The sequence below is a fragment of the Streptomyces sp. NPDC002870 genome (assembly GCF_042888505.1).
Lineage (GTDB): Bacteria > Actinomycetota > Actinomycetes > Streptomycetales > Streptomycetaceae > Streptomyces.
Map to the genome: position 1 here is coordinate 1 of NZ_JBIAPW010000024.1, position 12,263 is coordinate 12,263.

Sequence of the window (12,263 nt, forward strand, 5' to 3'; positions counted from 1 at the left end):
AACTCACCCCGGAGCCGTTCCACCTCCCCAAGCCTCATACCTTCACCATGCCCCCGACCAGCCAAGATCGGCAGACCTCACGAAGCACTACTAGGCCGTTTCGTTTGGATCACCGGGCAGACCAGAGGAAGATGCCCGCGACGTGGAGTCCGGCCAGGTAGATGGTCGCGGTCTTCTCGTAGCGGGTGGCAATGCCTCGCCACTGTTTCAAGCGGTTGATGCAGCGTTCGACCGTGTTGCGTTGCTTGTACGCCTCGCGGTCGAAGGCGGGTGGCCTGCCGCCGCGGCTTCCGCGACGAAGCCGGTGGCCGCGTTGATCGGCCGGAACGGGGATCACAGCGCGGATCCCGCGCTTGCGCAGGTGCTCGCGGATCGCGCGGGAGGAATACGCCTTGTCAGCCAGGACCAGGTCCGGCCTGGTGCGGGGCCGTCCTCGTCGTCGAGGAACGCGCAGGCGGGCCATCACGTGCGCGAAGGCGGGCGCGTCGCCGGCCTGTCCGGCGGTGAGATGGAAGGTCAGAGGTCGGCAGTGGGCATCGGACGCGAGATGGATCTTTGTGGTCAGTCCGCCGCGGGATCGGCCGATGGCGTGGTCGTCCGGCTCGCCGGCCGGGGCCCTTTTTTGCGGGCCCCGGCCGCGTGCTGGTGAGCGCGCACGATGGTGGAGTCCACCGAGACGGCCCAGTTGAGGTCTTCTTCGGCGTCGGCCTGCGCGATCAGCGCAGTGAACACCCGCTCCCATGTGCCGTCGATGGCCCACATCCGCAGCCGGTTGTAGACGCCCCGCCAGTTGCCGTACTTCTCTGGCAGGTGCACCCACTGCGAGCCAGTCTGGAACTTCCAGGCGATCGCGTCGATTACTTCGCGATGGTCCCTCCATCGGCCCCCACGCCTCGGCGTCCGGTCTGGGAGCAACGGTTCGATCCGCGCCCACTGCGCATCAGTCAACGGCACATCTGAACCAACGAAGGAGGCAGCCCAGTCGTCATGCCTAGTCCCACCAGAACGACCAGGAAGTCCGTCCCCCGAGGTCCGTCGCGTACTCGGGGAATGGTGTGGGCGGGTCATCGACGATGTTGTCCGCGGTCGACAGAACGTGCTCCAAAGCGAGCAGGTTCGCGTGCTCTGCTTTAACGGGAGGTCTCGCGACCGAGACGTGCAGCTCGCTGCCGAACACCGCCACGACCTGGGCGCCGAAGCGGTCCTCCCAGCTCCGCAGGAGTGCACACACCAGAGGGAGTGGTGCCTCCGTGGACCAGCCGATCAACGCCAGAGCATCGCTGCCGCGATGGGCAGGGACGAGAACGAGTCGACACTGGTCCAGCCCGAACTGGTTCGTCTCGATGAGCCCGGCCAGCAGGCTTGACGCAGCCTCCTGGGGCGTGGGGCCTTCAGAAGTGATGGGCATCTCCGGTGCCAGGCCCGGCCACTGTTCGAAGGGTGGCCCTGGGTCGTGCGGCCACGGTTCGATTCCTTCAGGTACCGGGGCGGGCGTCGGGTTCGTCCAGAACGGCAGCCTCCTGCGGCGGTACTCGGCGAAGTCCGCGGCCAGCACCTCCTCCAGGCGGACGGCGTCGGCATGTTCCAGGCTGAGCGGGCTTCCCATGGCGTTGGGCCAGCACAGAAGCGGAACCAGGCCGTGTTCCCTCTGCTCGCTCAGCAGGCGGGGCCACAGCCGTTCGACGTCTTGCGGGAAGTCGTCAGAGACCCACACACGTGCGGGACCACGAGACAGGAACCGGCCGGGAAGCAGACCATCTGGCAGGGCAAACGACATGGTCGCACCGTAGACCGCGGTACCTTGGCGGAGTCGTGTGGTTCGGCGGACGATGACAGCCAGGCGGGTACCGCGGGGGGTGCCGTGCAGCACGCTGTTGCCGTTGGCCTCGCGGACGACCAGGTTGGCCAGCGCGAGTTCAGAGCGGATCCCGAACTGCCCGTAGGCGTACTTCAAGGTGAGGCAGCTGTCCACGCAGATGTTGGCCTCGGCTGCCCGCTCGCCGACCTCGTACGGGAGTAGAGCCCCGGCCTGCCCCAGGGGGACGGGTGGCAGACCGGGGCGGCACAGGGGCTAGGCCGGCGCGCTACGTACGAGACGACCCTTCGGGGTTGCCCCTCCGCAGGACTCGCACGAGCAGATGACCACGCCCTCATAGACCATCGGGACCGTCTGCCGACTCAGGCACTCCCGGCAGGGCGTGCCGCGGAACTGCTGGATGGCCCTGAATGCTGCGGCAACCTGGGTTGCGTCCATGGTCAGACAGCCGCGGAGAGCTCCTGAGCGGCCTTCAGCTCTTCCTCGCTCGCCCGGAGATGGTCGAACTCGCCCGCGATCACGCCGGCGATGAACTTGCTGATCTCCACGCGGCTCATGTACAGGACCGGGCTGTCCGTGTCCTTGTCGTCGGAGATCGCCACCATGCGAGTGCCGTCCGGGATGCGGTCGTGCGGGTGGTCCTTGGCCTCCGGCGCTTCGGCCAGGATCACGCAGTCCTTCACGATCGGGTCGAGGTCGGTCCGCCCTGCCTTGCGCCAGTCCAGCCCGGGGGCGTTCGCGTTCTCGAACGAGACCGTCGCGCGACCATTGCTGAGTGTGCCCATGAGTGGTGTCCTCTCTCGTGGATGTGCTCGGTCCTTGCAACCCGCCCCGGCCAGGTTTTCCTGGCTGGGAGTGATCGGCCGGGGCGGGGATCAATGGGGCTGCAGCCCTGACCCTGCGGCTGCCTGGGGTGGGGAGTTGCGTGACCGCTCACGGCCAGACGAGAGCATGAACAAAGAACGCGCAGGCCGTGATGTACATCGGCACGGCAAGCCACTGCTTCATAACGACCGCACCTCGCTCTGTGCGGCCTGGTAGGCCTGCCAGACCTTTTCGGCTGTGCTGCACTGGTTCCCGGTGGCACGGCACTCGTCGCACATCGAGGCGTGCTCGATCCATCCGCGATAAGTGCGCTGCACGGCGGTCTCGACCGTGTTGATGGCGCGCCTGACGGGGCTCGACACGCCACCGGGATGGCTCTTCCAGAGGGCTGCTGTCACAGCAGTCCGCCGGTTGATCGAGCGTTCGCCTGCGTCACGCCGAACGTCAGCCGCTCGCTGGGCGTGGCCGGGCGAAGGCCGTCCGCGTCGGCCTCCCACTCGCGTCCGCCCTCCGCCGAGCGGAGCTGCCAGTGCACGCCGACGTGGTCCATAACCTGACCCACCCGCCGGGCGATCGTGTCCCAGACCAGATCATCAATGGCGGGCTCGTACCCGTCCGTTCGGGCGGTACCTTGTCGCATGTCGACTCCTTCGCAGTCGGCCACGCCCCGGACCGTCGCGAGCGGTCGCGGGGGTCAGGCGCCTCGGCTTCCACCCAGCCAAACGCGTGCCGCGTGCGACTGCGCCCAGCGCCGGGCCGGGTAACCGATGGCCGCCTTACCCGCCGGCGCGGAAGCCGGCCAGCCGCTCACCAGTACGGGGCGGGTCACCCTGTCCCGTACCGGCGGCGCCGGCTTCGGCGCGTACGCGCTGCTCTACACCACCAGGCTGGTGCCCGGCGGGGGAGTGGAGGCGATCATCGCCGCCGCCCGCCCCGAGGACACCGACCGGGCCTGGGGACTCCAACAACCCCGGCCGTACGGGCCGCAGGCCAGTGAGAAGCGGCCGCTGATGCGGTGGGCCGCTGCCCTGGACGAGCAGCTCAAGGCCGACAGCGTGGCGACTACCGCGTGCGCCTGGCCGTCGACCTGGTCCGCATCGGCCACAACACGCGGATCAACCCGCCGCCCGGTTCGGTCGATCTCCCGCTCGCACCTGGGAGATGACCACCGAACACCACATCGAGCTCGTCAGCAGGAAGTGGCCGACCGGATACGCCGGCCACACCGTCGCCCGGATCGGCCGCCTGGTCGCCGTCGTCGCGAAGGAGGAATGACCATGCCGATCCGGCCGGAGAACAAGGACCGATACCCCGCCGACTGGCCAGCGATCTCCCTCGCTGCGAAACAAGCCGCGCAATGGCGCTGCGCCTGCACAGGGCAGTGCGGCCGCGGCACCCATCAGGGCCGCTGCCCCAACCGGCACGGCCAGGCCGCGTACGGCACCGGCACGAAGGTCGTCCTGACCACCGCCCACCTCAACCACCAGCCCGAGGACGTGAGCGAGGCCAACCTCGTCGCAATGTGCCAGGGCTGCCACCTTCATCACGACCGGGCCCATCACCTGGTCACCGCGGCGCTGACCCGCGCGGCTGAGCTGGCCGCCGCCGGCCAGCTCGCCTTCGAGGCGATCGCCGACCTCGCCGTCCCGGCCGAGCGCCAGCACGGCTTGGGTGTGCCGTGGAGGGCGTGGCCTGCGTGAAACTGGCGCAGTGCGGCCGCGTAAGGGCCTGGGACACGGGAGTTCCTCCGGGCGGCCGACCGGGTTCAGAGCCTGGGGTACTTGCTCCGCGAAATGGGACTGGTTCCTGCGTACCGGCAGGGATTACTGGTCGTTGTCCACAGTGGTGAGCGAAGCGATCAAGGGTGCCAGGGCGTGTCCTAGCAGGGTGGCGGCGGCGATGGCGCCGAGGGTGATGCCCCAGGCGACGGGGCCAAGAGGGGTGCAGCCGAAGAATTGGCTGATGCCGGGGGTCTGGATGATGGCGACGAGGACAGCGGCTGAGCCGAGTCCTGCTGTGAGGACGTTGCGGTCGAGCCCGCCGGTGGTGAGCGTCTGGGCGAGCTGGGTGCCGACGACGGCGGCGAGGGCGACGGTGCTTGCCCGGCGGCCGCGGCCGGTCAGGCTCGCCGCCGCCCAGGCCAGGCCGGCACCGGCGGCGGTGGCGGTACCTCGCAGGAGCATTTCGTGGGTGAGGGCGGTGCCCAGAGAACGGTGCGGGCCTTCTTTGAGGAGGCGTTGGCCCATCTGAGCGGGGGGTTCGCGTACGGCGATGGCGAGGGAGGGGGCGAGGTCGGTGAGGAGGTTGACGAGCATGATCTGCCGGGCGTTGAGGGGGGTGGTGCCGGTGAGGCCGGAGGCGAGGACGCTGAAGGTAACCTCGCCGAGGTTGCCGCCGATGAGGATGGCGAGCGCGGCGCGCACCGAGGCCCACATGGCGCGCCCTTCCATGAGGGCGGAGACGATGGTTTCCAGCCGGTCGTCCGTGATGACGAGGTCGGCCGCGGCCGTTGCGGCGGGGGTGCCGCGGCGACCGAGCGCGATGCCGACATCGGCGAGCCGGATGGCCGGGGCATCGTTGGCGCCGTCGCCAGTCATCGCGACGACGCGGCCGAGGCGCTGGTAGGCCTGGACGATACGGACCTTGTGGGTGGGGCTGCAGCGGGCGATGACGTCAACGGTGGGCAGCAGGTCGTCGAGGGCGTCGTCGTCGAGTTCATCGAGCTCCGGGCCGGTGCACACCCTGGGCTCGGTGGCGTCGCTGATGGAGGAAGCGATGGCGTCGGCGGTGGCCGGGTGATCGCCGGTGAGCATGACCGTCTGCACGCCCGCCTCGCGCAGTCGGGCGGTGGCGGGGCGGGCGCTGGTGCGCACGGGGTCGGCGAGGGTGAGGAAGCCGAGGAAGACCAGGTCCCGTACGGCTTCGTCGGTGAGGTCCTCGCCTGGTTCCATGCGTCGTTCGGCCACGGCCAGGACCCGGCGGCCCGCAGCCGCAAGTTCCCCGGCTGCTTCGGCAAGGGCTCTCCTGGCTGCGTCGTCAAGGGGTACGGAGCCGTGCGGCCGCCGACGCCGCGAGCATCGGCTGATGACGTTCTCCGGCGCTCCCTTCACGCTGAGCAGGACGCCTCCGCTGGTCTGGCCGGCGGTTGCGTGGTAGGCCCGGGCCGGCTCGAAGGAGAGGGTGTCCGTACGGCGCCAACGCGGGGCGCCGGTGCGGGTCGTGACGTTCGCCCGGCGGGCGCCGGCGATGACCGCCCGGTCGGTCTGGTGTGCCATCGGCTCAGCCTGGCGGGCGGGTGGGGTGGCGCGCAGTGCTGCGGCGAGGATTTCCTTTCGGTGGGTGTCGAGTCGGTCGAGGGGAGCGGCATGGTCGCCGTCGCTGACGTCGGCGAGCTCCAGGGTGCCTTCGGTGAGGGTGCCGGTCTTGTCGAAGCAGAGCACATCGGCGCGGCCGAGTGCCTCGATGGTGCGGGGATTGCGGACGAGGGCGCCCACGTCCGCCAGGCGGCGTGCGGCGGCAAGTTGGGCCGCGTTGACCAGGAATGGCAGGCCTTCGGGTACGGAAGCAACGGCCAGGTTGACCGCGGAGGCGAGATTGTCGGTGAGGGGGCGGCCGTGGAGCAGCCCGGAGAGGGCCACCGCGACGGCGGATCCCAGGGCGATGGGCATGCTGGCCCGGGTGAGGGAGGAAAGCCGTGCCTCCACACCTGTTTCCGGTGCGGCCTGGCGGGCGGTGGCGAGACTGCGCCCGGCTTCCGTGGCTGAGCCGGTCGCCACGACGACGGCAACGGCCCGCCCGGCCGAGATCGTGGTGCCCTCGTAGAGCATCGAGCGGCGACCGGCGATGTGTGCGGCGACCACCGGTGCCGGATCCTTGCTCACTGCGAGCGACTCCCCGGTGAGGGAGGACTCGTCGACCTCGAGGCCTTCCGCTTCCAGCAGACGGCAGTCCGCGGGCACAACATCCTCGGGTCCCAGAGCGACGACATCACCGGGGACCAAATCACCCGAGGTGACCAGCCGCTCCCGCCCAGCGCGTCGCACACACGCCCCGATGGCCGACTGCGCGAAGAGCTCCGCCAGGGCGCGATCGGTCCGCACCCGCTGGAAGCCGCCGACAAGAGCGGAAATGCCGGTGATCGCGGCGACCAGCGCAGCGTCGGTCCGGGATCCCACAGCCGCGGCCAGAGCGGCGCCGGCAGCGAGGATCGGGGTGAGCGGATTGGACAGCTCTTCGATGAAGGCGTACGGCAAGGTCAGCTTCGCCGGCTCACCCGCGTGCGCCTCGGCACTGCGGGCAGCCGCCTCCTGCGCGGAGAGTCCCTCTGGGCGGGTGCGCAACCGCTCCATGACGCGATCTGCGGGCATGAGGTGCCAGGGGACGCTGCTTACCGGCGGGGCGAGGGGCCGGCTCAGCAGCTGCCGGGCCCGCCAGGCGCCCAGGCAGAAGGCCACGGCGCCGGCCGTGTTGCTCACCGCCAGCACCCGCGCGGTTGCTCGCCAGGCAGGTGCCTGCAAAGCGGCAATCGCCCCGACGCCACTCCCGCCGGCAGCCAGGTAGTGACTGTCGCGGTCCACCACGGCTGCCGTCCCGACCGCGTCGACGATCAAGCCCGCCGCCTCGAGGTCCGACCCGACCAGAACGTGGGCCCCCCAGGGGGTGTGCTCCTCATCGCGGTGCACGCCGATCGCGCAGTCGGCCACGCCCAGCGCCCGGCGATTGCCGGAAATCAGCAACACGACCGCACCGTCGGCCTGCAGGCCCCGCACCGAATCCGCCAGGCGGCTGCCCGCCGGCACCACGGCATCGGCGAATGAGAGGGCTGAGCTTTCCCGGTCGGACGCCACCACCACGCGAGCCCCGGCCCGTCGCGCAGCCGCGGCGACCGCTTCAGCGCCGGGCGCGGACTGGGTCCCCAGACCTGCCACGGCTTGGAGGCGCCGGCCCTGAGCCAGACCGAGCACCCTTTCACTGCCGCGGCGCCGGAGCCGTTCCACGGCCTCGCGGCCGGTGGGGCTGTCGAGCTCCAGCTCGTCCAGAGGCCCTAGGACCCAGCCCGCTGCATACCTGACCCCCAGGGGCGTGTCGGATTCGAAGAGCGCGAACAGCCGCTCCGACGCCTGCTCGGGTTCGGCGCCCTCGAGCAGCTCCAGGTCCACCGGCTCGTACCGGTCGCCTCGCAGGGCCTCTTCTTCAAGGAGGATCGTGTCCACCTGCCCCAGGCGCCGCAGGGCGGTGCGGTCCATCGTCACCACACTGCGCAGCGCCAGATACCGTCCCAGGCTGGTGGCGAAGCCCTCACGTCCCGCGCCGGGTGCCTTCGGCACCGAAGCCACAGCGACGGCGATCGCCTTTCGGATGCCGGCGAAGGGCCACCCGGCCAAACCGGCGGCAAGGCCTGCCGCCATCGACCGCTCCGCATAGCGATCGGCACCGTCCTTGGGCGGCGGACCGGCCCGGCCGATCACCACCGCGTCGGCCGAGGCTTCTTCCGGATCGCGGACGAGCCGGGGCTCGCTCTCCCGCCACGCCGTGCGTTCCGCGCTCGCCTCCCGCCACACCGCGAGGCGCTGCAGCACGTCCAGGGCGAGCCCGCCGCCGCCCGTGGCCACACCCTGCACCAGGGCGCCGACTACGGGCAGCAGCGGCTCGGCCTGCTCACCCCCGCCGACATCCTCGACCAAATGCCGCAGCCGCGGGTGGTACCGAACGGCATCGATGCCACCGGCGATCTCGGGCGGCAGCCCGAACCACGGAGCGAGGCGCCGAAGCGTCACGAGTGCCAGCCCCAGCGTGTCCGCCCCCAGGGCTGGCACCGAAGGGAAAGGCGGGCCCTCCGCTGGATGATGCGGCTCCGGCTGCCATTCGTCGAACGCTTCTGCATCCGCGGCATGGTCGCCTTCCGCCTGCTCCACCAGCGCGACCAGCTCGCTTTCGGACGGAGGAGGCGAATCAACCGCAATGATCACTCGTTCCATGGGCGCGTTCACCCGGGCCCACAGCACCCCCAGATGCTGTTCCAGCGCCCCTTCCACACGACGGGTGACGGCTTCGCCCCCGGGGCCGTGCACACCGGACACGGTGATGTAACAGCGCCCGGGTCCCCACCACACCTCACGGCGACGCCCCTCGAGAAGACTCTCCGCCATCCCCCAGGCGGCCTGCGCACCTGCTGCCATGTGAGAAGCAATGCCCGAGAGGATCGAACCCAGAAAAGAAGGCGTCCCCACATGCGAGGCGGGCTCCGGTGGCATGAACCGTGCCTCCTTGATCAAAGCGGTCGATGCGAATGAACCATCAGAAGCAGTCTGAGCGAGACCCATAAAACCGGCGAGACGGGATAGACACACCGATAAGGGAATGACTAGTTCATGATCGAACAGGCGAGGCGATATCCGTGACCTCCACGTCCCGAACCCACTTCCCATCGAGCACTGGAACCGCCGCCCCGGGCGAGCGCCTGGCCCAGCCTTCTGAGGCCCTTCCGCCGTCAGCCAAGCAGCGTACGGTCACCCTGACCCTGCCCTCACTCGGCCAGGTGGCAACCGGTGCTCTGAACACCGCCATGCTCCCCATCGCCGTCGCCCGCCAGGTCCTCCCCGCCAAACGAGGCCTCCCGCTTTACCTGGGCCTGGGCGCCCTCGGAGCCGCGGACGTCCTGGAATGGCCCGTCGCCATCGGCATCGGCGTCGGCTACGCCGTCCTGCGCCGCGGCGGCGCCGTCCTCGCCGGCCCGCCAAGCTCCGCCCCGGGCAGCCACCCCACCACCCAGCCGTCGGCAACGACGGAGGAGGAGAAGAAGGAATTCATGACCACCGCACGCGAGATCATGACTCCGGACGTCACCTGCGTCGGTGCCCGGAAAAGCGTCCTGGACGCGGCAAAGAAACTGACCGAACTCGGCGTCGGAGCCCTGCCCATCTGCGGCACCGATGAAAGGCTCAAGGGAATGCTCACCGACCGCGACATCGTCGTGAAGGTCCTCGGCGTCGGCAAGGACCCCGCGCAGGTGAAGGCCGGTGACCTCGCCCAGGGTGAAGTGGTGACCATCGGCGCCGACGACGGTGTCGAAGAGATCCTGCGGACCATGAGCCAACACAAGGTCCGCCGCCTTCCCGTCATCGACGGCCACACCCTGGTCGGCATCGTCGCCTTGGCCGATGTGGCCCGCGCCCTGCCCGACACTACGGTGGGCGATCTTCTGGAGACGCTCTCGACGGACTACTGAGATTTTCGGTTCAGGGTGACGTCATGTGTCAACGACCTTGAACAGTGGAGGGCCCCGGCGGGGAATCGTGCTCAGCACGCCGAGGTCAGCGAAATGAGTCGATGTTCTCGCTCACCCAGTCGTCGTAGGTGCGCAGTGGGCGGCCGATGATGTCCTGCACTGACGGCCGCTGGTCGAGTGTCCACTGAACGAGTTCGGCGAAGCGGGCGCCGTACTCTTCAAGTGCGTACAGCGTCACGTCGATCGCACCGTCCGGCCAGCCACGACGTCGCCAGATCGCCCGACTCTCGTCCGCCGCCAGATCGATCGTGTCGATGTCGCGGCCGAGAGCGGTGGCGATGCTCCGTATCCGTGAACGCGTGCTCAGCGGCGGGCCCACAGCCTCGACGACCGTCCCGGTGTAATCATCGCTGATCAGTGCCGCGGCCACGACGACGGCGAGGTCCTGCTCGTGGATGAAAGGGTAGTGGCCCTGGTTGAGGAAAGCCTCCCGGACCACCCCGTCGGCGCGGACGGTGTCAGGCCAGTCCGACCCTGTCGCCGGGTAGGTGCCCTCGATGACGGCACCCATCACAGCCGACGGCCGGATGTGCGTCCAGGCGATGCCCGAGTGCTCCACCGCCTTCTCGATCGCCAGCCAGAACCAGGTCTCCGGCGGATTCGCCTCTTCGTACTCCGGCCCGTGAGACGACAACAGAACGACTTTACGGGCGGAGGCGTTTCGCGCCAGAGTGAGGGCGTCTTGGACCGTCGACGGATGGGCACCGGCGAGGAACACGGCCTCGACACCGTCGAAGGCCCGGGCACACTCCAGCGGCCGGGTGATGGACCCTTCCACGACGTCGACCGTGTCAGGCCAGCCACCGCACTGGTCCGGCTCGGCCATCACCCGCACATGCCGGCCCACTGCGAGCAGTTGTCGGGCCAGGCACCGGCCGACGATCCCGGTCGGGCTGTTGCCTTCATCTCTGCGCGGGCTGACGACGGTCAGCAGGCAGATGCCTTCGGTTACCGGCGTCTTCTCGTTCTGCTCGAACCTGTCCACGGCAAGACCTTTCAACGCGTGTGCGGAGATCTTGCACCGGGCCCGGGCATCGGACGGCCTCTGCCGTGCCCCACGGCCGCAGGGCCACGGCTGCGGATCGAGGCCGGGAAGGTTACCAGGATGCTCGGCAGCCTCGAACCGCACTTGCTCCCGCCGGGCCCGCTGCTTCGCGGTCAGGCCACCCCCATCGGGATACCGCATGACACCGAGATACACCCACCACCGAGATCACCGTCACCCTAGGCAGAAATCCTCAGTCGTTCGCCGGAGCCTGTCCGGAGCCAAGAGTTCAGGGGACCGAGTTGTTCTTGCCCGGCTGATCTGGCACCTCGCCAGTGGTCTAGAACTCTCGCCACCCATATTCGAGCACGCGTATGGTTCTGGTTATGCGGCTTCCCCCAGCACCTGCGTGACGCACAGACCCGCCTCCACCAGGCAACAGCCGAGCTGGCTGCCCTCTGCCGTGGTCCGTCGACCCGATGCCCGGCTGGGAAGGCCAGACCCCTCCCCATACCGGTGAGGTGACCGGCGGTCGGCCCGACAGCCCCGGCTACACCGAGGAGCAGAGGGGCGAGGTGGAGCGGCTGCGTACGCAGTGCCGCGAGCTGTCCATCAGGTGGCTAACCATCCGCACTGGGCCCAGGTCGAGACCGGCAAGGTCGTCGAGGAGCGGATGCGCCTGAAGCGGGTGACCAGGCCGGCCGGGCAGCCTCTCGCCGTGGCCGCGTGAGCACCGCCCCGCACAGAGAACCTCTGATCATGTCCGAGCGGCGCCGCGATCTGTCCCGTCTGGACAAGCGGCGCATCGTGGAGGAGTACCAGGCGCCCACCCCTGGCCCGCCCGTCACTTGGGCGGGGCCGCGCCGTCCCTCCCGGCCTCCCCACGGGAGGGCCGACGGCTGCGCACTGGCCGAGTGGCAGATCCCGGTACTGGGGACGTACGTTCGGTGACGAGCGGCGGATTCTCGTATCTGTCATGCACCGCAAGGCACTGCTGTGAGTGAAGACATCTGGGGCTATCGACCGACTGCGGGATATCAGCAGGGGATCGACCTCGTCGGTTACAAGGTCGAAGCCAGCGACGGCCACATCGGCAAGATCGACAAGCACTCCGAAGACGTCGGCTCCTCCTACCTCGTAGTCGATACCGGAGTGTGGATCTTCGGCAAACGCGTACTGCTGCCCGCCGGCGTTATCGAGCGCATCGACACGGCCGCGGAAACGATCTACGTCAACCGGACCAAAGACCAGATCAAAGACGCTCCCGAATTCGACGAGGGCAAGCACGCCGGCGAGCCCACCTACCTGGAGCAGTTCGCCCGCTACTACGGTCAGCCGCACATGTAGCA

Annotated in this window: 12 protein-coding genes; 4 read left to right on the plus strand and 8 right to left on the minus strand. The window is 69.3% G+C overall.

Annotation, left to right across the window (positions count from 1 at the left end; genetic code table 11):
• Positions 1 to 109: 109 nt before the first annotated feature.
• The 6 genes from ACFYWY_RS25580 to ACFYWY_RS25605 all read right to left on the minus strand — a co-directional run bounded on the left by ACFYWY_RS25580 (position 110) and on the right by ACFYWY_RS25605 (position 3,746).
• Positions 110 to 954 (minus strand): IS5 family transposase gene (locus ACFYWY_RS25580; RefSeq protein WP_389190356.1). Its coding sequence is split into 2 segments (ribosomal slippage): positions 110 to 595 and positions 598 to 954, totalling 843 coding nucleotides; the frame shifts between segments, so codons are not numbered across the junction.
• A gap of 37 nt (positions 955 to 991) precedes the next feature.
• The gene (locus tag ACFYWY_RS25585; RefSeq protein WP_389190357.1) at positions 992 to 1,972 is read right to left on the minus strand and encodes a DUF4253 domain-containing protein; all 981 of its coding nucleotides are present in this window, start codon (positions 1,970 to 1,972) and stop codon (positions 992 to 994) included.
• A 284-nt stretch (positions 1,973 to 2,256) separates the two neighbouring features.
• Positions 2,257 to 2,601, minus strand: a complete 345-nt coding sequence (locus ACFYWY_RS25590; protein WP_389190358.1) for a DUF397 domain-containing protein — start codon at positions 2,599 to 2,601, stop codon at positions 2,257 to 2,259.
• Between the two features lie 219 nt (positions 2,602 to 2,820).
• Positions 2,821 to 3,003 carry a hypothetical protein gene (locus ACFYWY_RS25595; protein WP_389190359.1) on the minus strand — a complete coding sequence of 61 codons (183 nt, stop codon included), beginning with the start codon at positions 3,001 to 3,003 and terminating at the stop codon, positions 2,821 to 2,823.
• A gap of 32 nt (positions 3,004 to 3,035) precedes the next feature.
• Positions 3,036 to 3,281, minus strand: a complete 246-nt coding sequence (locus tag ACFYWY_RS25600; protein WP_389190360.1) for a hypothetical protein — start codon at positions 3,279 to 3,281, stop codon at positions 3,036 to 3,038.
• A 234-nt stretch (positions 3,282 to 3,515) separates the two neighbouring features.
• A complete protein-coding gene (locus tag ACFYWY_RS25605) occupies positions 3,516 to 3,746 on the minus strand; it encodes a hypothetical protein (protein WP_389190361.1) in 231 nt (76 codons plus the stop codon).
• Between the two features lie 172 nt (positions 3,747 to 3,918).
• Here ACFYWY_RS25605 and ACFYWY_RS25610 point away from each other — a divergent pair, with 172 nt between their 5' ends.
• On the plus strand, positions 3,919 to 4,341 hold the full coding sequence (locus tag ACFYWY_RS25610) for a hypothetical protein (protein WP_389190362.1): 423 nt from the start codon (positions 3,919 to 3,921) through the stop codon (positions 4,339 to 4,341).
• A 123-nt stretch (positions 4,342 to 4,464) separates the two neighbouring features.
• Here the strand turns inward: ACFYWY_RS25610 and ACFYWY_RS25615 are convergent, their stop codons facing one another.
• Positions 4,465 to 8,820 (minus strand): HAD-IC family P-type ATPase, encoded by a 4,356-nt coding sequence (locus ACFYWY_RS25615; protein WP_389190363.1) that lies wholly within the window; start codon positions 8,818 to 8,820, stop codon positions 4,465 to 4,467.
• Between the two features lie 629 nt (positions 8,821 to 9,449).
• Between ACFYWY_RS25615 and ACFYWY_RS25620 the strand changes: the two genes are divergently transcribed.
• Positions 9,450 to 9,869 carry a CBS domain-containing protein gene (locus ACFYWY_RS25620; RefSeq protein WP_389190455.1) on the plus strand — a complete coding sequence of 140 codons (420 nt, stop codon included), beginning with the start codon at positions 9,450 to 9,452 and terminating at the stop codon, positions 9,867 to 9,869.
• Between the two features lie 85 nt (positions 9,870 to 9,954).
• Here ACFYWY_RS25620 and ACFYWY_RS25625 read toward each other — a convergent pair whose 3' ends face one another.
• Positions 9,955 to 10,914: an SDR family oxidoreductase gene (locus tag ACFYWY_RS25625; RefSeq protein ID WP_389190364.1), complete on the minus strand. Its 960-nt coding sequence runs from the start codon at positions 10,912 to 10,914 to the stop codon at positions 9,955 to 9,957.
• Positions 10,915 to 11,673: 759 nt separating this feature from the next.
• On the opposite strand from ACFYWY_RS25625, the gene ACFYWY_RS25630 reads away from it, so the two are divergent.
• Both ACFYWY_RS25630 and ACFYWY_RS25635 read left to right on the plus strand, forming a co-directional pair.
• Positions 11,674 to 11,865: a hypothetical protein gene (locus ACFYWY_RS25630; RefSeq protein ID WP_389190365.1), complete on the plus strand. Its 192-nt coding sequence runs from the start codon at positions 11,674 to 11,676 to the stop codon at positions 11,863 to 11,865.
• Positions 11,866 to 11,910: 45 nt separating this feature from the next.
• Positions 11,911 to 12,261, plus strand: a complete 351-nt coding sequence (locus ACFYWY_RS25635) for a PRC-barrel domain-containing protein (RefSeq protein ID WP_389190366.1) — start codon at positions 11,911 to 11,913, stop codon at positions 12,259 to 12,261.
• Positions 12,262 to 12,263 lie beyond the last annotated feature (2 nt).

What these genes read in the sequence shown, in the direction of transcription:
- ACFYWY_RS25590 (WP_389190358.1), bottom strand. Translation starts at nt 2,601, where the DNA reads ATGGGCACACTCAGCAATGGTCGCGCGACGGTCTCGTTCGAGAACGCG.
- ACFYWY_RS25600 (WP_389190360.1), bottom strand. Translation starts at nt 3,281, where the DNA reads ATGCGACAAGGTACCGCCCGAACGGACGGGTACGAGCCCGCCATTGAT.
- ACFYWY_RS25610 (WP_389190362.1), top strand. Translation starts at nt 3,919, where the DNA reads ATGCCGATCCGGCCGGAGAACAAGGACCGATACCCCGCCGACTGGCCA.
- ACFYWY_RS25615 (WP_389190363.1), bottom strand. Translation starts at nt 8,820, where the DNA reads ATGGCAGCAGGTGCGCAGGCCGCCTGGGGGATGGCGGAGAGTCTTCTC.
- ACFYWY_RS25620 (WP_389190455.1), top strand. Translation starts at nt 9,450, where the DNA reads ATGACCACCGCACGCGAGATCATGACTCCGGACGTCACCTGCGTCGGT.
- ACFYWY_RS25630 (WP_389190365.1), top strand. Translation starts at nt 11,674, where the DNA reads ATGTCCGAGCGGCGCCGCGATCTGTCCCGTCTGGACAAGCGGCGCATC.